Source organism: Zhengella sedimenti, from assembly GCF_046506625.1.
GTDB lineage: Bacteria > Pseudomonadota > Alphaproteobacteria > Rhizobiales > Rhizobiaceae > Zhengella > Zhengella sedimenti.
Genome location: NZ_JBKFFP010000006.1, coordinates 59,640 through 79,939, shown reverse-complemented (window position 1 = coordinate 79,939; position 20,300 = coordinate 59,640). Strand labels below are relative to the sequence as shown.

The 20,300-nt window shown below is 65.3% G+C and carries 16 protein-coding genes; 10 read left to right on the top strand and 6 right to left on the bottom strand.

Annotated elements, in window-relative coordinates; all coding sequences use genetic code 11:
• The first annotated feature begins 442 nt into the window (after positions 1–442).
• Positions 443–859 carry an RNA polymerase-binding protein DksA gene (gene dksA / locus ACLB6G_RS16225; RefSeq protein WP_410357254.1) on the top strand — a complete coding sequence of 139 codons (417 nt, stop codon included), beginning with the start codon at positions 443–445 and terminating at the stop codon, positions 857–859.
• A gap of 132 nt (positions 860–991) precedes the next feature.
• On the opposite strand, the gene ACLB6G_RS16220 is transcribed toward dksA, so the two are convergent.
• Positions 992–1,924 (bottom strand): hypothetical protein, encoded by a 933-nt coding sequence (locus tag ACLB6G_RS16220; protein WP_410357253.1) that lies wholly within the window; start codon positions 1,922–1,924, stop codon positions 992–994.
• 242 nt (positions 1,925–2,166) lie between these two features.
• On the opposite strand from ACLB6G_RS16220, the gene cckA reads away from it, so the two are divergent.
• Positions 2,167–4,770: a cell cycle histidine kinase CckA gene (cckA, locus tag ACLB6G_RS16215; RefSeq protein ID WP_410357252.1), complete on the top strand. Its 2,604-nt coding sequence runs from the start codon at positions 2,167–2,169 to the stop codon at positions 4,768–4,770.
• A 171-nt stretch (positions 4,771–4,941) separates the two neighbouring features.
• Positions 4,942–5,718, top strand: coding sequence for a LuxR C-terminal-related transcriptional regulator (locus ACLB6G_RS16210; RefSeq protein WP_410357251.1), 777 nt, complete (start codon positions 4,942–4,944; stop codon positions 5,716–5,718).
• 61 nt (positions 5,719–5,779) lie between these two features.
• Here the strand turns inward: ACLB6G_RS16210 and ACLB6G_RS16205 are convergent, their stop codons facing one another.
• Complete coding sequence (locus tag ACLB6G_RS16205) at positions 5,780–6,064, bottom strand: hypothetical protein (protein ID WP_410357250.1); 285 nt, start codon at positions 6,062–6,064, stop codon at positions 5,780–5,782.
• Positions 6,065–6,343: 279 nt separating this feature from the next.
• Here ACLB6G_RS16205 and ACLB6G_RS16200 point away from each other — a divergent pair, with 279 nt between their 5' ends.
• The gene (locus tag ACLB6G_RS16200) at positions 6,344–6,550 is read left to right on the top strand and encodes a LuxR C-terminal-related transcriptional regulator (RefSeq protein ID WP_410357249.1); all 207 of its coding nucleotides are present in this window, start codon (positions 6,344–6,346) and stop codon (positions 6,548–6,550) included.
• A gap of 19 nt (positions 6,551–6,569) precedes the next feature.
• Here the strand turns inward: ACLB6G_RS16200 and ACLB6G_RS16195 are convergent, their stop codons facing one another.
• Together ACLB6G_RS16195 and ACLB6G_RS16190 are read right to left on the bottom strand one after the other, a co-directional pair.
• Positions 6,570–7,487 (bottom strand): pseudouridine-5'-phosphate glycosidase, encoded by a 918-nt coding sequence (locus ACLB6G_RS16195; protein WP_410357248.1) that lies wholly within the window; start codon positions 7,485–7,487, stop codon positions 6,570–6,572.
• Positions 7,484–8,425, bottom strand: coding sequence for a PfkB family carbohydrate kinase (locus tag ACLB6G_RS16190; RefSeq protein ID WP_410357247.1), 942 nt, complete (start codon positions 8,423–8,425; stop codon positions 7,484–7,486). The genes ACLB6G_RS16195 and ACLB6G_RS16190 overlap by 4 nt, the downstream gene beginning before the upstream one ends.
• 261 nt (positions 8,426–8,686) lie before the next feature.
• Between ACLB6G_RS16190 and recA the strand changes: the two genes are divergently transcribed.
• Together recA and alaS are read left to right on the top strand one after the other, a co-directional pair.
• Positions 8,687–9,769, top strand: a complete 1,083-nt coding sequence (gene recA / locus ACLB6G_RS16185; RefSeq protein WP_410357246.1) for a recombinase RecA — start codon at positions 8,687–8,689, stop codon at positions 9,767–9,769.
• Positions 9,770–9,947: 178 nt separating this feature from the next.
• Positions 9,948–12,602, top strand: coding sequence for an alanine--tRNA ligase (gene alaS, locus ACLB6G_RS16180; protein ID WP_410357245.1), 2,655 nt, complete (start codon positions 9,948–9,950; stop codon positions 12,600–12,602).
• A gap of 500 nt (positions 12,603–13,102) precedes the next feature.
• On the opposite strand, the gene ACLB6G_RS16175 is transcribed toward alaS, so the two are convergent.
• Entirely contained in the window at positions 13,103–14,314 is a 1,212-nt protein-coding gene (locus ACLB6G_RS16175; protein ID WP_410357244.1) for an NADP-dependent isocitrate dehydrogenase, read from the bottom strand.
• 155 nt (positions 14,315–14,469) lie between these two features.
• Between ACLB6G_RS16175 and ACLB6G_RS16170 the strand changes: the two genes are divergently transcribed.
• From ACLB6G_RS16170 to ACLB6G_RS16155, 4 genes are all read left to right on the top strand, one after another.
• Positions 14,470–15,369 carry an alpha/beta fold hydrolase gene (locus tag ACLB6G_RS16170; RefSeq protein ID WP_410357243.1) on the top strand — a complete coding sequence of 300 codons (900 nt, stop codon included), beginning with the start codon at positions 14,470–14,472 and terminating at the stop codon, positions 15,367–15,369.
• 41 nt (positions 15,370–15,410) lie between these two features.
• On the top strand, positions 15,411–16,205 hold the full coding sequence (locus ACLB6G_RS16165) for an RNA methyltransferase (RefSeq protein ID WP_410357242.1): 795 nt from the start codon (positions 15,411–15,413) through the stop codon (positions 16,203–16,205).
• 27 nt (positions 16,206–16,232) lie between these two features.
• Entirely contained in the window at positions 16,233–17,030 is a 798-nt protein-coding gene (gene murI, locus ACLB6G_RS16160; protein WP_410357241.1) for a glutamate racemase, read from the top strand.
• Positions 17,031–17,144: 114 nt separating this feature from the next.
• Positions 17,145–19,121: a PhoX family protein gene (locus ACLB6G_RS16155; protein ID WP_410357240.1), complete on the top strand. Its 1,977-nt coding sequence runs from the start codon at positions 17,145–17,147 to the stop codon at positions 19,119–19,121.
• Positions 19,122–19,179: 58 nt separating this feature from the next.
• On the opposite strand, the gene ACLB6G_RS16150 is transcribed toward ACLB6G_RS16155, so the two are convergent.
• Entirely contained in the window at positions 19,180–20,070 is an 891-nt protein-coding gene (locus tag ACLB6G_RS16150) for a DMT family transporter (RefSeq protein WP_410357239.1), read from the bottom strand.
• Positions 20,071–20,300 lie beyond the last annotated feature (230 nt).

The following is a 20,300-nucleotide window of genomic DNA, read 5'->3' as shown; positions in this document are numbered from 1 at the left end:
GAACGGCGAAAAGCCGGTGCAATTGGCCGGATGGATGATAGACCCTTGCAGAACCGCCAGGCATTGGTGTTTCGGCAAGCATCCGAGGCTTGCGTGTGCGGATTTGGGCAGCAAAATTACCAACAATTTGAACACCTTGTATTGTTTTTCCGAACTTGCTGGGATAAAGCACCCGCAATCGCGAGGCAGGCGTGCCGCGGTTCGGCGATTCCTGGCCGGACTTGCCCAAAAGAGCGGCAACTGAATGACGGTTGGCGCTGTCTGCTCTCGCAACAAGCCGGAGACCGGCGGACTGGGGCGAATGCGAATGGGAGGACCTATGGCACGGCACTTGCATCTGGAATGTGGAAGGATTTGTCGCAAATCCTTCGCGAAAGCGCGTTAGCGGCTTGCCGCGAGGAAGGGCGTTCATATCTCTGGTCAAGGAAAACGGGTGAATTGCATGGCGGATCTGATTGATACGGACTACGTGCCGTCGGATAACGAGCCTTTCATGAATGAGCGGCAGAAGGCCTATTTCCGCGAAAAGCTCATCAACTGGAAAAACGACATCCTGCGCGAGGCGCGCGAGACGCTGGAAACCCTCCAGCAGGAGAGCGAGAACCACCCGGACCTGGCGGACCGGGCCTCTTCGGAAACCGATCGCGCCATCGAACTGAGGGCCCGTGACCGCCAGCGCAAGCTGATCTCGAAGATCGATGCGGCGTTGATGCGTATCGACGAAGGCACCTACGGTTATTGCGAGGAGACGGGCGAACCGATTTCCCTGCGGCGGCTCGATGCGCGCCCGATCGCCACGCTGTCGATCGAGGCGCAGGAGCGGCACGAACGGCGCGAGAAGGTCTATCGCGACGATTGATGAGGGCAGCACAGACGCCCCGGCGTCCATCATCCTGCCTGGAGAGCGGCCCCTTGCGGCCGCTCTTTTTTGTGGCCGTTTATACGCCGCCGCCTGGCCCGGTCGCGGCCGGGCGCGGGGTCTCCGATGGGGTCAGGGCTTGTTGCCGTCGCGGGTGAGGTCCTGCAGCAATTGCGACATTTCCTCTTCCAGCGACATTTCACGGCCGGGCGGCAAAGGTTGCGTGGGCCGTGCCTGGGCAGGCGGGGGCGTCTGCCGCACAGGTGCAAGCGTCTCCTGCAGTTCGCGCATCAGCGCTTCGTCGGTCCATTCATCTTCGTCCGGTGCCGGGTTCCCGGTCGCCGATGACCCAAGGTCCGTCTGCCGGGCGACGTCAGGCTGGTGGGGCGGTTCGGGCCGTGGCGCCGGTGGTGCGGGCGAAACGGGCGGCTCAGTAAGGACGGGCTGTCCGGCGGCTTCCCGGGGAAGCGTGCGTTCCGGCGCGGACGGCGCCGTGGGGATTTCGTCCCGCCGATCCGGTTCCGGCTGGCGCGGGGCGCGGTCTTCGGCGGCAGGGCGGGCCGGCGGGGCCGGGCGAGGGGCTGGCGCCATCGGCGGAGATTCGGATTCGTCCCGGCGCGGCGCGGCCGCGACTGGCGCGGCGGTGGTGACAGCAATCGCGCCCATGGCGCGGCGGGCGGCCTGTTCGCCCGGCTTCCTGCCGGTTCCGGGTTCGCCTTCGCGTGCGGGCGCCTTGTCCGCCGCGACCGGGCGGTCCGGCGCGGCAGCCATGACCGGCGCACCGATGCCGGACTCCACGACCACATCGCCGGCACCGCCGATCAGCAGAAGGTGTTCCACACCGTCGCGGCGCACGAGGATGAGCCTGCGCCGGGCATCGACCGGCGCGGCATCGACAACGGCGAGGCGGTGGCGGCTCTTGCCGCCCCGGACATAGGTGCCGGGCAGGAGGCTGCGCAGCATCCGCAGGACCAGGAGGAAGAGAAGGACGACAACAAGGACAGCGACGATCCAGGTCACCGCTGTCGCCGCTGCCGGTCCGATTCCGTCGACAAGCCAAGCCATCAGGCCATTCCTTCCCTGTTCCCCCTGTTGACGTCCCTTGCCGCCCGGCACGCCTTCCCCGGAACATTAGGCGGCATTGGCGGGGCTGCAAGGGACAAGATGGAGATCATCGCCTTTATGCACGTCATTCGGGCGATTTCCGGGGCATATCCGGCGCCGGGGCTTCCGGTTGGCGGCGGAATGTGATTCAACCAGCCGGGGTACGGCGGATTCCATGGAAGCATACGCGGACGGCAGAGGCGATGGCGCGGGACAAACAGGGCGAGTTCTATCCGGTACCGGTCATCGACAAGGGGCCCGGACCCGGTCCGGTGACGCGGTTGCTGATCTTCGCCGCGGCGCTGACCGTCGCCGCCTTCGCCTTCGTGATCTTCCGCGACCGGATCAGCGAGCCGCTGCTGCTCGGCTTCCTCGGCCTGCTGGCGATGATCGGCGTCGGCTTCCTCTTCGCCACGGTGACCGGCGTGGTGCGCGCGGCACCGCAGGCATCGGGCAATGACCTTGCCAAGGCCTTCATCGATTCCATGCCGCAAGGCATGATCGTGACGGATGCGCGCCAGCGGGTGATCTACGCCAACCGCGCCTATGCCGACATCACCGGGGCGACGTCGATCTCGGACATCCGCACGCCACGCAGCCTGCTGTCGGACAATCCGGAATCGGCGGAACCTGTGGCGCGGCTCTCCCAGAGCCTGGCCGACGGACAGGAGGCGGATGCGGAATTCCGGCTGACGACGGCCATCCGGCCGGGCGCCGAGGCCGGCGCGCGCTGGTACCGGCTGCGGGTCAGGCCGGTTACCATGCCCGGCCACCGCCAGCCCTTTTCATCCTGGCAGATCGCCGACATCACGGCAGAGCGGGCCGAACAGGAACGCTATTTCCAAGATCTCCAGCAGGCCATCGACCATCTCGATCACGCGCCGGCTGGCTTCTTCGCCGCCGATTCCGATGGCCGGGTGACCTATCTCAACGCCACGCTGGCCGAGTGGCTGGGCGTGGATCTCGCGCGCTTCGCGCCGGGGTCGCTGTCGCTGTCGGGCATCGTGGCGGGCGACGGCATGGCGCAGATCAATGCCGTCAAGGCCGAGCCGGGCGCCAGCCGCGACGCGGTGATCGACCTGGACATCACGACCGAGAACGGGGAGGCCCTGCCGGTACGCTTCATGCACCGGGTGACGGCCAGCCGCGACGGCCGGCCCGGACCGATGCGCTCCATCGTCCTCAACCGGGCGCAGGGCGACCATGCCGGCCTCGATGCGCGTGCCGCCGAGATCCGGTTCACCCGTTTCTTCAATTCCACGCCGATGGCGATTGCCGGGATCGACGGGGAAGGGCGGATCCTGCGCACCAATGCGCCGTTCCTGTCGCTGTTCACCGGCATCGTCGACCGCGACACGGTGGACGCCCATGCCACCCTCGATGCCGTGATCGCGCCGGACCAGCGTGACGATTTCGCGCGCGCGCTCGAAGCCGCCAAACAGGGCAAGGCGGAGATCGCGCCCATCGACACGACGCTGCCGGACGACCCGGAACGCCACATGCGCTTCTATGTCAATGCGGTGGTGGACACGGGCAGCGATGAGGCCGAGGAGGCGGCCATCGTCTATGCCGTCGAGACGACCGAGCAGAAGGCACTGGAAGCGCAGATGGCGCAGAGCCAGAAGATGCAGGCGGTGGGACAACTGGCCGGCGGCATCGCGCATGATTTCAACAACGTGCTGACGGCCATCATCATGGCCTCCGACCTGCTGCTGATCAATCACCGTGCCTCCGATCCTTCCTTCCCGGACATCATGAACATCAAGCAGAATGCGAACCGGGCAGCCTCGCTGGTGCGCCAGCTCCTGGCCTTTTCCCGGCGTCAGACACTGCGGCCTCAGGTGCTGAACCTGACGGACGTTCTGGCGGACCTGCGCATGCTGCTGGCGCGGCTTGCCGGCAACGAGGTTGACCTGAAGGTGGAACACGGGCGGGACCTGTGGCCGGTCAAGGCGGACCTCGGCCAGTTCGAGCAGGTGATCGTCAATCTTGTCGTCAATGCACGCGACGCCATGCCCGGCGGTGGCACGATCACGGTTTCGACGCGCAATGTCGATTCGGACGAAGCGGCCGCTTCGGGATGGAAGGGGTTGACGCCGGGCGACTACGTGGCCGTCGAGGTGACCGACACGGGGACCGGGATAGAACCCGATGTCCTGAAGAAGATATTCGAGCCTTTCTTCACGACCAAGGAAGTCGGCAAGGGCACGGGCCTCGGCCTTTCCATGGTCTACGGGATCATCAAGCAGACCGGCGGCTTCATCTACTGCGATTCAGAGGTCGGCGAAGGGACGCGGTTCACCATCCTGCTGCCGCGCCACGTGCCCGCGGAAGCGGCCGCCGGGCCCGGTGGCGACAATGCCGCGGCGTCCGGCAAGGCGGATTCGGATGCCGGCGCCCAGGCCGCGAAACAGGGCCAGACCGACCTGTCGGGGTCGGCCACGGTGCTGCTGGTGGAGGATGAGGACGCTGTTCGCATGGGAAGCCTGCGCGCGCTGACCGCGCGCGGCTACACCGTGCACGAGGCGTCTTCGGGCATCGAGGCGCTGGACGTGTTCGAGGAACTTGAGGGGGCGGTGGACATCGTCGTCTCCGATGTGGTGATGCCGGAGATGGACGGGCCGACCCTGCTGCGTGAATTGCGCAAGCGCCGTCCCGACATCAAGTTCATCTTCGTTTCCGGCTATGCGGAGGAAGCCTTCGCCAAGAACCTTCCCGCCGATGCCCGCTTCGGCTTCCTGCCAAAGCCCTTCTCGCTCAAGCAACTGGCGCAGACGGTGAAGGACATGCTGGAAAGCGAGACCTGAAACGAACGGCCTTAAGGCGGACACAGGGCGCCGCCCTCGCGCGGCCGGCATGGTTGCGCCTCCTTGACGGACGGTCATGGTTCCAGGCCGAACCTGTGGATTGTCAACATCAGGATTTGAATCCCGGGCCGGTTTTACGACATGATGACCGCTGTCATTCGGGGAATTCGCATGAGCAACGTCATTCGTCTGGTTCCACTTGCCGGCGGTGGCAGGTCCGCCAAGCCTCCCGACCTCAGGCCCGGGGACGATGCGGGCGGGTCGGCCTTTCCCGTTCGGCCGAAACATGCCGACCTGGGCGGTGTCGCCCGCACGCACGGTTTCGAAGCCTATGCCGTGCTCGATATCGGCGAAAGGCGCGGCGGACTGGTCTTTCCCAGAATGCGCTTTCACAACCTGGAGGACGAACTTGCCGCGCAGATCGGGCGGATCGCCGACCTGACGCAATGTTCCGTTTTCCTGATGCTCGGTGAAACGAACATTCCCTTTCCCTTCACGACCGGTCTCGATTGCCGCACGAACGAACAGCCGGACCCGTCGCTGCTGGACGACAAGCTGGACACGCTGCTCAACATGTTCGGTCTGCGCGGCGGCTACTGTGTGCCGGTCTGCGACCCCGATGCGCGGCGCAGCGTGGTGATGTATTTCGGTGTGCGCGAGGAAATGAACAGCCGCTATCCGGGCCTCGTGATCGACACGATCGAGACATTTGATGCCATCTGCCAGCGCGGGATCGCAAAAGGGACGGGCGCGGGCTTGTCGGCTCTTGAACTCGCATGTCTCAACGGCCTGGCGAGAGGCCTTTCCATGCAGGATCTGGCCACGGAAGTGGCGCTGAGCGAAACCGCCGTGATGGCGCTGGCGCGCTCCCTGACGCGCAAGCTGGAAGCGGGATCGCTGTACGAAGCCCTCTACAAGGCAGGCAGGATGGGGCTTTCCGGAGACTGACATTTCCGGCGACGCGGCAAGCGGCCGCCGGCCCGGACAAGCCTTGGTGCGAATACCCCGGTCAGACCTCGAAGCTGTGACAGTGTTCCTCGAACAGCCGCAGGATCCCCGACAGGGCTTCGGTCTGGATCTCAGATGCGCTGGCGTTCGGGGCGAGCGTGTGGAGAAGGAAGGCGACGAGTTCGCGCGCTTCCGCCTTCGTCTTCGGTTCAACGGCCATGAGTTCGCTCCACAACGCGGAGAGCTGTCGGTCGATCTCGCCGATCATTGCGGTATCATTGGCCTCGATGGCTTCATCCATGGCCGTCGAAGTCGCATGAAATGCCCTGACCAGTTCGGAAACCATTGCGTGCTTACCATTGCTCCGGCGATACGATATCTTCACCGTGGTGAAACCCCCAACCTGAAACTCTGACGTTCCGCGCGCTGAAACCTATGGAAACCAGCGGCTTGTGTCACGCATCAAACCGTTTCATGCTTAATATGATCGTTCAATTTTTACATGAAATACTAAAGTCGGTTTCATTCGGGTTAAAGTTTTGCTCGCTAGGACTTGTGCTTCGATGTTGCGCACAACACGCCATCCTGCCGGAGAGTCTTGCAGGAAGGCCCCCGGGACGATCACATGAATTTTCAGGCAGAGCTTGGACCGGCCCAGATCACCATTCTGAAAGGATTGGCCAACGGGCTTTCTCCGCGACAACTTGCTGCTGAACTGGGTTTCAGCGAACATGCCGTTGCGGTGATGCTGCGCTGTGCAAGGGACATGCTGGGAGCCCGATCGGAAATACAGGCGGTGATTCTCTATGACCGGCAGTCGGGCGGCCGTTGATCGGCGCAGCCACCGGGCGTCAGGCCGTCGCTGCAAGGGCTGAGGCGATACGGGCGGCCAGCTTCGCGTTGTTCTTCACCAGGGCGATGTTCGTGGCCAGGCTGCGCCCGCCGGTCAGTTCCACGATCCTGGCGAGCAGAAAAGGCGTGACAGCCTTGCCGGAAACGCCCTGCGCCTCTGCCTCCGCCTGTGCTGCAGCGATATGGCGGTTCATCTCGCCGGCAGGGATTTCGTCGGCCTCGGGCACCGGATTGGCCACAAGCATGCCGCCTTCGATACCGAGCGCGCTGCGCATGGCCTGGAAACGGGCAATGCCCTCGGGCGTGTCGATGGTCAGCGGCGCTGGAAAAGGCGATGTCCGCGACCAGAAGGCCGGCATGGTGCGGGTGGCGAAACCGACCACGGGCACGCCGTGGGTTTCCAGCACCTCCAGCGTCTTCGCCACGTCGAGGATGGCTTTTGCTCCCGCGCTGACCACGATGACGGGTGTGCGGGCCAGTTCGGCCAGGTCGGCGGACACGTCGAAAGTCTGCTCCGCGCCCTTGTGGACGCCTCCGATGCCGCCAGTGGCGAAAACGACGATGCCGGCCCGGGCAGCCGCAATCATGGTGGCGGCGACCGTCGTTCCACCGGTGGCGCCGGTCGCCATGGCGAAAGCCAGGTCGGCGCGGCTCAGTTTCATGGCGCCGGCTGTCTGGGCCAGCGCACTGCGTTCTGCCGCCGACAGGCCGATCTTCAGCCGCCCGCCGATGACGGCGATGGTGGCTGGCACCGCGCCGTTTTCCCGGACGACATCTTCCACAGACTGCGCCATCGCCGCGTTGTCCGGGTAGGGCATGCCATGTGTGATGATGGTCGATTCGAGCGCCACGACCGGACGCCGGGCGGCCAGCGCGGCGCTCACGTCCGGGGCGATGTCGAGCGGCAGGTCTGTCATGGCGTGTTGAGCCTCCGGGCTTCGGCGAGACGGGTCTGGAAGGTGGTGTCTGTCAGGTCCGGCGCCGAATCGGCAGTTTCCATGGCAAGCGCGGCGGCAGCAAGACCTTCAAGGGCGGCGCTGTGCAAGTCGCGTCCGCTCATCAGGGCGGCGAGGGTGGCGCCGGTCAGCGCGTCACCGGCGCCCGTGACATCGACCGGGCGGACGGGCAGTGGCCGGAGGGAGCGGATCGCGCCGTTGTCGAGGAGGACGAGCGGCTCGCCGCCCGACGTGATGACGGCCTGCGCGAGGCCGCGGGAGGCAAGTGCCCGGGCCAGTTCCCCGCCTTGCGCGCCCGCGGGCAGGCCGGTCAGCGCCACGGCCTCGGCCCTGTTGCAGAAGAGACAGGCCACACGCTCCAGAAGCGGCGTCCAGCGCAGTGCCTTGGCAGGTGAGACCGCCATGGCGTGAAGCGGACGGCCATCGGCAAGTTCAGCCAGCCGGCGCAGGGCGGAGCCAGGCAGGTTGGCATCGGCGAGGATCGCATCGGCGGCCCGAACGGCATCGCGCAGCGGACGCCGGCGCAAAAGACGGTCGAAGACCGCTTCGTAGAGCGCCATGTCGGCCAGGCCGACGATCTGTTCGCCATCCTGGTCGAGCAGGGACGTATAGGACGGAGTGGTGCGGTCCAGGAAGGTGGCCGAAAGGTCGCGGATGCCCGCCCGGGCGATGGTCTCGGCCACGGTGCTGCCGGCCGCGTCGCCACCGCGTGCGGAAACCAGCGCCGCCCGCACGCCCCGCCCGGCTGCCGCACGGGCGGCATTGAAGGCGCCGCCGCCGACAGTCTCGCGCATGGCGCCCGGATGCGAAGCGCCTGGCGAGAACGGGACCGACAAGCGTCCCCGGCGGTCGACATGGGCACCGCCAATGGCCAGCAGGGTGGGGATCGGCAATGTCATCCTGCGACCAACAAACCGGCGGACGGAATGAAGGGGGGCGGCGAATCGCAACGGGGGCCGCGGCGCCGGCGCTCGCCCGGCCGCCGTGGAAACGAACAGAAAGAAATCCGTTTCATGCCTTCGCGCCCGTTGCGGAACAAAATTTGAACATGCTTTGAAAACAACATGTTGTGACCCTTGTCAATGCGGAACAAATGGCGTACAAATAATTCATGGCGTTGCGGCGCCCGATCGTTCAAGTCGGGGAACAAGGTGTATATCATGGCGCAGAATTCGTTACGGCTCGTTGAGGACAAATCAGTGGACAAGTCAAAGGCGCTCGACGCTGCGCTTTCGCAGATCGAAAGGGCATTCGGCAAGGGGTCGATCATGCGGCTCGGCCAGAACGAGCAGGTGGTCGAGATCGAGACGGTGTCGACCGGTTCGCTCGGCCTGGACATCGCGCTCGGCATTGGCGGCCTTCCCAAGGGGCGCATCATCGAGATCTACGGGCCGGAAAGTTCCGGCAAGACGACGATGGCCCTGCAGACCATTGCCGAGGCGCAGAAGAAGGGCGGCATCTGCGCCTTCGTGGACGCGGAGCACGCGCTGGATCCGGTCTATGCGCGAAAGCTCGGCGTGGATCTGGAGAACCTGCTGATTTCCCAGCCGGATACCGGTGAGCAGGCGCTGGAAATCGCCGATACCCTGGTGCGGTCGGGCGCTGTGGACGTGCTCGTCGTGGATTCGGTGGCGGCCCTGACGCCGCGTGCCGAGATCGAGGGCGAGATGGGCGATTCGCTGCCGGGCATGCAGGCCCGGCTGATGAGCCAGGCACTGCGCAAGCTGACCGCATCGATCTCGCGTTCCAACACCATGGTGATCTTCATCAACCAGATCCGCATGAAGATCGGGGTCATGTTCGGTTCGCCGGAGACGACGACGGGTGGCAATGCGCTGAAGTTCTATGCCTCGGTCCGTCTCGACATCCGCCGCATCGGTTCGGTCAAGGACCGTGACGAGGTGGTGGGCAACCAGACACGCGTGAAGGTGGTCAAGAACAAGATGGCGCCGCCATTCAAGCAGGTCGAGTTCGACATCATGTATGGCGAAGGCGTTTCCAAGACGGGCGAGCTGATCGACCTGGGCGTCAAGGCCGGCATCGTGGAGAAGTCCGGCGCCTGGTTCTCCTACAATTCCCAGCGCCTGGGCCAGGGCCGCGAGAACGCCAAGCAGTTCCTGCGTGACAACCCTGAACTCGCCAACGAGATCGAGACGGCGCTGCGCCAGAATGCCGGGCTCATCGCCGACGGGTTTCTCGACAATGGCGAGGGCGACGCGGGAGACGAAGCGAACGGCATGTAACGGCCGATCGCACCCGTCGATGGATCGCCGCGCGGCCCTTCACCAGGCAGTGCGGCGTTTTTCGTTTCCTGACGCGGCGGTCTCCGCCGACATTCTGGACAGTGCCGGTGGCGAAAGATAAAAGGCGGGTTCGCGCAACCCGCCGGCCCGGCGGCCCCTTCTCAGCAGGACAGGAACCATGAGTGGCGTAAACGAGATCCGGTCGGCTTTTCTCGACTTCTTTGCCAGGAACGGACACGAGACTGTCGCGTCCAGTCCGCTGGTGCCGCGCAACGATCCCACGCTGATGTTCACCAATGCCGGCATGGTGCAGTTCAAGAACGTTTTCACCGGCCTGGAGAAGCGCGACTACAACCGCGCGGCCACGTCGCAGAAATGCGTCCGCGCCGGCGGCAAGCACAACGATCTCGACAATGTGGGCTATACCGCCCGCCACCATACCTTCTTCGAGATGCTGGGGAATTTCTCCTTCGGCGATTATTTCAAGGAAGAGGCGATCCGCCTTGCCTGGGAACTGATCACCAAGGAATTCGGCCTGGCGAAGGACAGGCTGCTCGTCACGGTCTATCACACCGATGACGAGGCAGCGGGTCACTGGAAGAAGATTGCCGGCCTTTCCGACGACCGCATCATCCGCATCGCCACATCGGACAATTTCTGGGCCATGGGCGATACCGGCCCATGCGGTCCGTGCTCGGAAATCTTCTACGATCATGGCGACAAGATCCCGGGCGGCCCGCCCGGAAGTCCGGACGAGGACGGCGACCGCTTCATCGAGATCTGGAACCTCGTCTTCATGCAATACGAGCAGGTGACGAAGGAAGAACGGGTCGAACTGCCGCGGCCTTCCATCGACACCGGCATGGGGCTGGAACGCATCGCGGCGGTGTTGCAGGGCGAGCACGACAATTACGACATCGACCTGTTCAAGGCGCTGATCAGGGCGTCGGAAGAGGCGACGGGCGTGGAGGCCGAGGGCAGGTTCCGCGCGAGCCACAGGGTGATCGCGGACCATCTGCGCGCTTCCAGCTTCCTGATCGCCGATGGCGTGCTGCCGTCCAATGAGGGGCGCGGCTATGTGCTGCGCCGGATCATGCGCCGCGCCATGCGCCATGCCCAGCTTCTGGGCGCCGAGGAGCCGCTGATGTGGCGTCTCGTGCCCGCGTTGCTGCGCGAAATGGGACAGGCCTATCCGGAACTGGTGCGCGGCAGGGATCTGATCACCGAGACGCTCAAGCTGGAGGAGAGCCGCTTCCGCAAGACGCTTGCCCGCGGCCTGTCGCTGCTGGAGGATGCCACGTCGGACATTGGCGCCGGCGGCGAACTCGACGGCGAGACCGCCTTCAAGCTTTACGACACCTACGGCTTTCCGCTGGACCTGACCCAGGACGCGCTGCGCCAGCGTGGCATCGGCGTCGATACGGACGGTTTCAATGCCGCCATGGCGCGCCAGAAGGCCGAGGCACGGGCCAATTGGGCAGGATCGGGCGAGGCGAAGACCGAGACCGTCTGGTTCGAACTCCGTGAAAAGTTCGGGGCGAGTGAATTCCTCGGCTATGAAACCGAAAGCGCAGAGGGTGTGATCCAGGCGCTCGTCCAGGATGGCAAGCCCGTTGACCGGGTTGCCGAGGGCGGGAACGTTGCCGTGGTGGTCAACCAGACGCCCTTCTATGGCGAGTCCGGCGGACAGATGGGCGACACGGGCGTCATCACGGGCGACGGCTTTGTCGTGCGCGTCACCGATACGCAGAAGCGGGCGGATGGCCTGTTCGTGCACTTCGGCACCGTCAGCGAGGGCGAGGTTCGCACTGGCGCCGAGGTTGAGCTGATGGTCGATTCGGCGCGCCGCTCGCGTCTGCGGGCGAACCATTCCGCAACCCACCTTGTCCACGAGGCGCTGCGCGAGGTGCTGGGCACGCATGTGGCGCAGAAGGGGTCGCTGGTCGCGCCGGACCGTCTGCGGTTCGACTTTTCCCATCCCAAGCCCATCAGCGACGAGGAACTGGAGCGTATCGAGCACCTGGCCAACGAGATCGTGGTGCAGAATGCGCCCGTCTCAACCCGCCTGATGGCGGTCGATGACGCCATTGCCGAGGGCGCCATGGCGCTGTTCGGGGAAAAGTACGGCGACGAGGTCCGCGTGGTGTCGATGGGCACGGCGCTGCATGGCGAGCGGGCAGGCAAGCCCTATTCGGTCGAGCTTTGCGGCGGCACCCATGTGCGCGCCACCGGCGACATCGGTCTGGTGCGGCTGGTTGCGGAGAATGCGGTGGCCGCCGGCGTCCGCCGTATCGAAGCCCTGACCGGGGAGGATGCCCGCCGCTATCTGGACGAACAGGACCGGCGTGTGCGCGACATGGCGGCTGCGCTGAAGGTTGCGCCGGCGGATGTGGTTTCGCGTCTCGAACAGGTGCTCGACGAGCGCAGGAAACTGGAGCGCGAGCTGACCGAAGCGCGGCGCAAGCTGGCGCTGGGCGGCGGCGGTTCGGGCGATGGCGGCGTGGAAGAGGTGAACGGCGTGAAGTTCATGGGCCGTGTGGTCGAGGGTGTCTCGCCGCGCGATCTCAAGCCGCTGGCCGATGAAGGCAAGCAGGCGCTCGGTTCGGGCGTCGTGGTCTTTGCCGGCAAGGGCGAGGACGGCAAGGCGAGCGTTGTCGTTGCCGTCACGGCGGACATGACGGAACGCTTCTCGGCGGTCGACCTGGTGCGCATCGCGTCCGAGGCGCTGGGCGGCAAGGGCGGCGGCGGCCGGCCGGACATGGCGCAGGCCGGCGGGCCCGATGCCTCCAAGGCCGGTGATGCCGTCGCGGCGGTGCGCGAAGCTCTGGGGTAACGCCTCGCGTCCCCGAATTCAGTCCTCGAAGGGCGCCGCCGTTACCGGTGGCGCCTTTTCGATTCAGGCAGCCGGATGCGAATCGCGTTTTGAACAGCCGGGGATTTCCCGGCGGCCGGCAAGACATGCATTGAAGAAAACCATCCCGGAAATGCGCCCGTCAGGCCGGGGAAGGCCCCGCAAGGGCGCGCTGCCGAAGACCGGGGGCGGTGGCAACGGCAGCGCTTCACGTCGAGGCCGGATGTGTGCGGTGACCTCGTCGTGCAGCTGCAATTAACAATGAAACGCTAATGAATTCCAGTGTTATCTCACCGGAATGTGAAAATTTCCGCGCGTCTTCCGGCATGATTCCTGCCTAACCCGAACAGGCGGATTTCACTTCGCAATGGCAGGTGACGGGCCGGTGTCCGGGCTGCGTAAGATGCAGCCGGAGGTTTCCGGGCATGAAAAAACCGGCGCCGCGGGACGCCGGTTTTCTGGCCTGCTGGCAAAGGAGATGGTCAGCCCATGGCCTTCTGCAGGTTCTCGTCGATCTTGTCGAGGAAGCCGGTGGTCGACAGCCAGGGCTGGTCCGGTCCGATCAGCAGCGCCAGGTCCTTGGTCATGTAACCCGATTCGACGGTGTTGACGCAGACCTTCTCCAGCGTGTCGGCAAAACGCGCCAGCTCTGCATTGTCATCCAGCTTGGCGCGGTGTGCCAGGCCGCGTGTCCATGCGAAGATGGAAGCGATGGAGTTGGTCGAGGTTTCCTCGCCCTTCTGATGCTGGCGATAGTGGCGCGTCACGGTGCCGTGGGCGGCTTCGGCTTCCACCGTCTTGCCATCCGGCGTCATCAGGACCGAGGTCATCAGGCCGAGCGAGCCGAAGCCCTGGGCCACGGTGTCGGACTGCACGTCGCCGTCATAGTTCTTGCAGGCCCAGACATAGCCGCCGGACCACTTCAGCGAAGCGGCGACCATGTCATCGATCAGGCGGTGCTCGTACCAGATCTTGGCTTCCTTGAACTTCCCGACGAATTCGGCCTCGTAGATCTCCTGGAAGATGTCCTTGAAGCGGCCGTCATAGGCCTTGAGGATCGTGTTCTTGGTGGAGAGGTAGCAGGGAACCTTGCGCTGCAGGGCGTAGTTCATCGAGGCGCGGGCGAAGTCGCGGATCGATTCGTCGAGGTTGTACATGGCCATGGCCACGCCGGCGCCCGGCGACTTGAAGACCTCGTGCTCGATCTCGGTGCCGTCGTCGCCGACGAACTTGATCGTCAGCCGGCCCTTGCCGGGGAAGCGGAAATCGGTGGCGCGATACTGGTCGCCAAAGGCGTGGCGGCCGACGATGATCGGTTGGGTCCAGCCCGGCACCAGGCGCGGCACGTTCTTGCAGATGATGGGTTCGCGGAAGATGACGCCGCCGAGGATGTTGCGGATGGTGCCGTTCGGCGAGCGGTACATGCGCTTCAGGCCGAATTCCTCGACGCGGGCCTCGTCAGGGGTGATGGTGGCGCATTTCACACCGACGCCGTATTCCTTGATCGCGTTGGCGGCATCGACGGTGATCTGGTCATCTGTCTCGTCGCGCTTCTCGATGCCGAGATCATAGTATTTGAGATCGATGTCGAGATAGGGATGGATCAGCTTTTCCTTGATGAAATGCCAGATAATCCGGGTCATCTCGTCGCCGTCCAGTTCGACGACGGGGTTGGCCACCTTGATCTTCGCCATGATATTTCCTCGTATTGGAGATGCGGCAGGGCGCCGCGGTGCTGACGGGTCAATTTTGACGCCCCTATAGCACCGGCATCCGCCAAGGCAAAGTCATGCTCTTGGCGCATGCGGCCAAAACAGGTTCGCACCGCGCTGACGGGAGGAAAAGCAGCATGAGCATACGGTTTTCGCAAGCAGAACTGACCGCCGGCATGTTCCATTTCGCCGAGGCGGGGGAGGCCGGGAAGCCGCTGCTGCTCTGCCTCCACGGCTTTCCGGAATCATGGCTGGCCTGGGAGGCGGTCATGGAACTGCTGACCGAGCGTTTCCATGTCGTGGCGCCGGACCAGCGCGGCTTCAACCGCTCGCCGAAACCGGCCGGTGCCGATGCCTACCAGACGCGCCACCTCGTGGCCGACATGTTCGAACTGGCTGACCGGGTTTCGCCGGGACAGACTTTTCATCTGGCGGGCCACGACTGGGGTTCGGCGGTCGCCTATGCCATGGCCTTTGCCCAGCCGGACCGCATCCGGCGGCTGATCGTGGCCAATGGTGTTCATCCCTGGTGTTTCCAGAACGCAATCGTCAACGACCCGGGCCAGCGGGCCGCCAGCCAGTACATGAACCGGCTGCGGGCGGCAGACGCGACCGGGCTGTTGTCGGCCAATGATTTCGAGAAACTGATGAACATGATGGCCGGTTTCTCGGCGGCCGACTGGCTGGATGACGACCTGCGCGCGGCCTACAAGGCGCAATGGCGCCAGCCGGGGGCGCTGGAGGGGATGCTGAACTGGTATCGTGCCTCGCCGGTCGTCGTACCCGACCTTGAAGCGGAAACCGTGGAGGCGCCGCTGCTGGCCATGCCGGAAGAGATGCTGACCGTGCGCATGCCGCATCTCATCCTCTGGGGGGAGGCGGATGTGGCGCTCACGCCGGCCTGCCTGACGGGCATCGAACGCTTCGTGCCGGACCTCTCGATCAAGCGCATCGCGGGCGCGAGCCACTGGATCCTGCACGAGCAGCCGGAGCGCGTGGCGCAAGCGATCATCGCTTTTGCCGGCGGGCGCGACTGAAGGCTTTGACCGGGCCGCGCTTTCAGGCTAACGCGACGGCCATGGCTGGAACAGACAGACATCAGGACCTCATCGCCGACGGCCCCGTGGTCGTGCTGGTGGAGCCGCAACTGGGCGAAAACATCGGCATGGTGGCACGCGCCATGGCGAATTTCGGGCTTGCGGAACTCAGGCTGGTCAATCCGCGCGACGGATGGCCTTCTGAAAAGGCGCGGGCGGCGGCGAGCAAGGCCGATCACGTGATCGACGGCGTGCTTGTCTTCGACACGCTGGCAGACGCCATCGGCGACATGGAGTTCGTCTTCGCCACCACCGCGCGCCTGCGCGACGGGTTCAAGACGGTGCGCGGACCGGTGGAAGCCTGCCGCATGCTGCGGCCGCGCCATGCCGCCGGCCAGCGCACGGCCATTCTCTTCGGACGCGAGCGGTTCGGGCTTTCGAACGAGGAAGTCAGTCTTGCCGACGAGATCGTCACCTTTCCCGTCAATCCCGCCTTTGCATCCCTCAACATCGCGCAGGCGGTGCTGCTGATGAGCTATGAGTGGATGAAGAGCGGGCTGGAAAGCGAGACATGGACCAATTTCACCGGCCCGGAGATGGAGCCGGCCCGGCGCGGACAACTGGTCAGCTTCCTCGACTACCTGGAAAACGCGCTCGACAAGCGCGGCTATTTCCGGCCGCCAGAGAAGCGGGCGCGGATGATCGACAACCTGCGCGCGGTCTTCACCCGGCCGGGCTTCTTCGCGCCGGAGATCGACGTTCTGCGCGGGATCGTCACCTCGCTTGACAAGTTCACGCCCGACCGCAAGCGTGGCGACGGTCCGCCGGAAGGCTGAGCGGGCGGCGGGAGCCCACGGGCAGGCATGAGCGGGACGGTCCTTTTCTTCGACAGCGGCATTGGCGGGCTTTCCGTGGTGAAGGAGGCGCGCGTGCTGCTGCCGGACCATCGCCATGTCTATGTCGCCGACGATGCGGCCTTCCCCTATGGCGCATGGGAGGAAGCGGCGCTGAAGGACCGGTTGACCGGCCTGTTCGGCGACCTGCTGGCGCGCTTTTCCCCCGATGTGGCGGTGATCGCGTGCAATACCGCCTCCACGCTGGTGATCGACCACCTGCGCGCGGTCTATCCGGAACAGGCCTTTGTCGGGACCGTTCCCGCGATCAAGCCGGCGGCGGAACGCACCGCGTCCGGGCTGGTCTCGGTCCTGGCGACACCGGGAACCGTGAAACGGCAATATACCCGCGACCTGATCGCCAAATGGGCATCGAAGTGCCATGTGCGGCTGGTTGGCTCACAGGTGCTGGCGGAACTGGCCGAGACCTACATGCGCAAGGGCTTCGTCGACGAGGCGGCGGTGCGCGCCGAGATCGCGCCCTGCTTCATCGAGCAGGACGGGCGGCGAACCGACATCATCGTGCTGGCCTGCACGCACTACCCGTTCCTCGTCAACCGGATGCGAAAGACCGCGCCCTGGCCGGTGGACTGGATCGATCCATCCGAGGCCATCGCCCGGCGCGCGGCCGCGGTTCTGGACGGACAGGGAAGCGGCGATCCGGCGGCGCGGGCAGGGCTTGCCGACCTTGCCCACTTTACCTCCGGAAATCCCGATCCGGCGCTTGCGCGCCTGATGCGCGGCTTCGGCTTTTTCGCCATCGTCTGAGGCCGGCGGGCGTCATGCAACTGTTACGAATGGCGGCTAGCGTCCGCCGACTTTCCGCCCCCCGCCGGGCGGAAGCGATCAAGCCAACCCGCAAGCAGACATGAAGGGCCAGCCATGACGATCCATTCGCATGACATCAAGACGCCGACCGACATCCGCGAGGAATCGGAGGATATCGGGCGCAACCAGAGTGCCAATCCGACGCTGGGCGACGTCATCAACGCCCGTTTCTCGCGCCGGTCCTTCCTCCAGGGCACGCTGGCGGTCAGCGCGATTGCCGCGACGGTCAGCCCGGTGGCACTCATGATGGCCGACGAAGCCCGCGCGGCCGGCGCCAGCGCCTTCAACTTCCCGGAAGTGGAAGCCGGCGTCGATGAGACGCATCATGTCGCCGAGGGCTATGACGCCGACATTCTCCTGCGCTGGGGCGACAAGGTGTTCGCTGATTCGCCGGACTTCGACCCGATGAACCAGACGGCTGCCGACCAGGCACGTCAGTTCGGCTACAACAACGACTATGTCGGCTTCATTCCGCTGGACGGAAATCCCGAGCACGGCCTGCTGGTCGTCAATCACGAATACACCAACGCGGAACTGATGTTCCCGGGCTTTGCCCGCGTCGAAAAGGACGCCGAAGGCAAGGAAAAGGTGAAGATGGGCGAGTACACGAAGGAACTCGTCGACATCGAGATGGCGGCCCATGGCGGCACGGTCATCGAGATCCGCAAGGAAAACGGCAAGTGGGCGCCGGTGCTCGACGGCCGGATGAACCGCCGCATCACGCCGATGACCGAAATGGTGCTGACCGGACCTGCCGCCGGCCATGACCGCATGAAGACGGCTGCCGACGCCACCGGCACCAGGGTGTTCGGCACGATCAACAATTGCGCCGGCGGCGTGACCCCCTGGGGCACCTACCTGATGGCGGAAGAGAATTTCCACGGCTACTTCCTGGGCGAACTCCCGGAAGGCCACCGCGAGGCCGCCAACTACAAGCGCATCGGCGTGCCGGCCGGCTGGTACAACTGGGGCAAGTTCCACGACCGTTTCGACGTGACCAAGGAGCCGAACGAGGCCAACCGCTTCGGCTGGGTGGTCGAAGTCGACGTCATGGACCCGTCCTCGACACCGAAGAAGCGCACGGCCATCGGCCGCGTCAAGCACGAGGGCTGCGAGACGATCGTCAACAGGGACGGCCGCGTCGTTCTCTATTCGGGCGACGACGAGCGTTTCGACTATGTCTACAAGTTCGTGACCGCCGGCACGTTCAACGCGGATGACCGCGCCGCCAACATGGACCTGCTTGACGAGGGCACGCTCTACGTTGCGCGCTTCAACGACGACGGTTCGCTGGACTGGTTGCCGCTGACCCATGGCGAAGGCCCGCTGACGGCGGAAAACGGTTTCGAAAGCCAGGCCGACGTGGTGATCGAGACGCGCCGCGCCGCCGATCTTCTTGGCGCCACGAAGATGGACCGTCCGGAGGACGTGCAGCCCAACGAAAAGACCGGCAAGGTCTACGTGATGCTGACCAACAACACCAAGCGCAAGGAAGGCGACGAGAACGCCGCCAATCCGCGCGCCAACAACGCTTTCGGCCACATCATCGAGATCACCGAGACCGGTGGCGACTTCGCCGCGACCCGTTCGACCTGGGAAATCCTGGTCAAGTGCGGCGATCCGTCGATTGCCGAGGTGGGCGCGACCTTTTCGTCGGCCACCACGGCGAATGGCTGGTTCGGCATGCCGGACAATTGCGCCATCGATGCCGACGGACGCCTCTGGGTGTCCACCGACGGCAATTCGGGCAAGAAGACCGGCCGCACCGACGGGCTGTGGGCGGTCGACACCGAAGGCGAGGCACGCGGCACGTCGCGGCTGTTCTTCCGTGTTCCGGTGGGTGCGGAACTGTGCGGCCCGCTGTTCTCGCCCGATGGCACCACGGCCTTCTGCGCCGTCCAGCATCCGGGCGACGAGGGGCTTGCCACCTTCGAGAACCCGGCGACCCGCTGGCCGGATTTCAGCGAAAAGCTGCCGGTCAGGCCGTCTGTCGTCGTTGTGACGAAGCAGGGCGGCGGCAAGGTCGGCTGACCGTCGACTTCGGCGGGACATGACTTCGGCCGCGGGTGCGCCCGCGGCCGTTTTGCCTTCAACGGGTGATGATCAAGGCCGAGCCGATGACGACGAGTGCGGCGCCGATCCAGGCACCGGCGGCCGGGCGCTCGCCAGTGCGGATCCACAGAAGCGGCAGCAGCAGGGCCGGCGTTGTGGCCGACAGGATCGAGACAATGCCGACCTTGCCGCCAGACAGGGCAAAGAGCAGCAGGGTGACGCCCAGCGCCATGCCGATGATGCCCGAGGCCGCCGTCAGGGCGAAGAGCGACGGCGTCCAGGGTGCGCGCTGGCGGGCGAAGGGCGCGCCGGTGGCCATGACAAGGGACAGGGCCGCGGCCGCCACGCCGATCCGGATGGTCGAGGCCACGACAGGGTCCGTTCCCGCCGCCATGACAGGGCGGGCGATCAGCGATCCGGCCGATTGAGACAGGGCGGCGGCAAGGCCGAAGCCGATGCCGACCCAGAGCGGGCCCCGGACGCTTTCCCACTGGTGCAATTGCGATGGCCGCTTGCCATAGAGAATGGCGAGCGTGACGCCGGCGAAGACGATGGCGATGCCTGCGAGCGTCCAGCGTGACAGCACTTCGCCAAGCACGAGCCAGCCCAGCACGGCAGACATGGGTGCATTGAGCGAGAACAGGATGTTCGACCGGCGCGGCCCGAGCCGGTTCATGGTCGCGAAGAGCGCCGTGTCGCCGAGAAAGATCCCGATGAACCCCGACAGGAAGAGAAGCCAGGCGGTCTGCCCGTCAAGGTCCTGCCAGCCGCCGGTGACCGTCAGCCATGCCGCGAACAGCACGAAGACGATGGTCATGCGCGCCCGCACGAAGGCGATGGGACCGAGCGCCTGGGCGGGTACGGGCGAGATGACGCTGGTGAGCGCCCAGGTGAGGGCCGTGGCCAGGGCGGCGAGTTCGTAGATCATGGAAGCGGTGTCCGGCGCCGGGATGGCGGCGCGGCTTATAGCCCTTGGCGGCGGCGGGCGGAAGCCGCCGATGCGGTCCGCGTGGGTGCCTTTGGGACGTGAGGCTTGACAGTTGGCGCGCCAGGGCCTAGTGAACCGCCAGCGCCGGGCCGAAACGCCCGGTGTTTCATTTGACATGTCCCGTGGGCCGGTTCCGCAATGCGTGCGTGGGCGGCCCTGTCAGGGAGCGA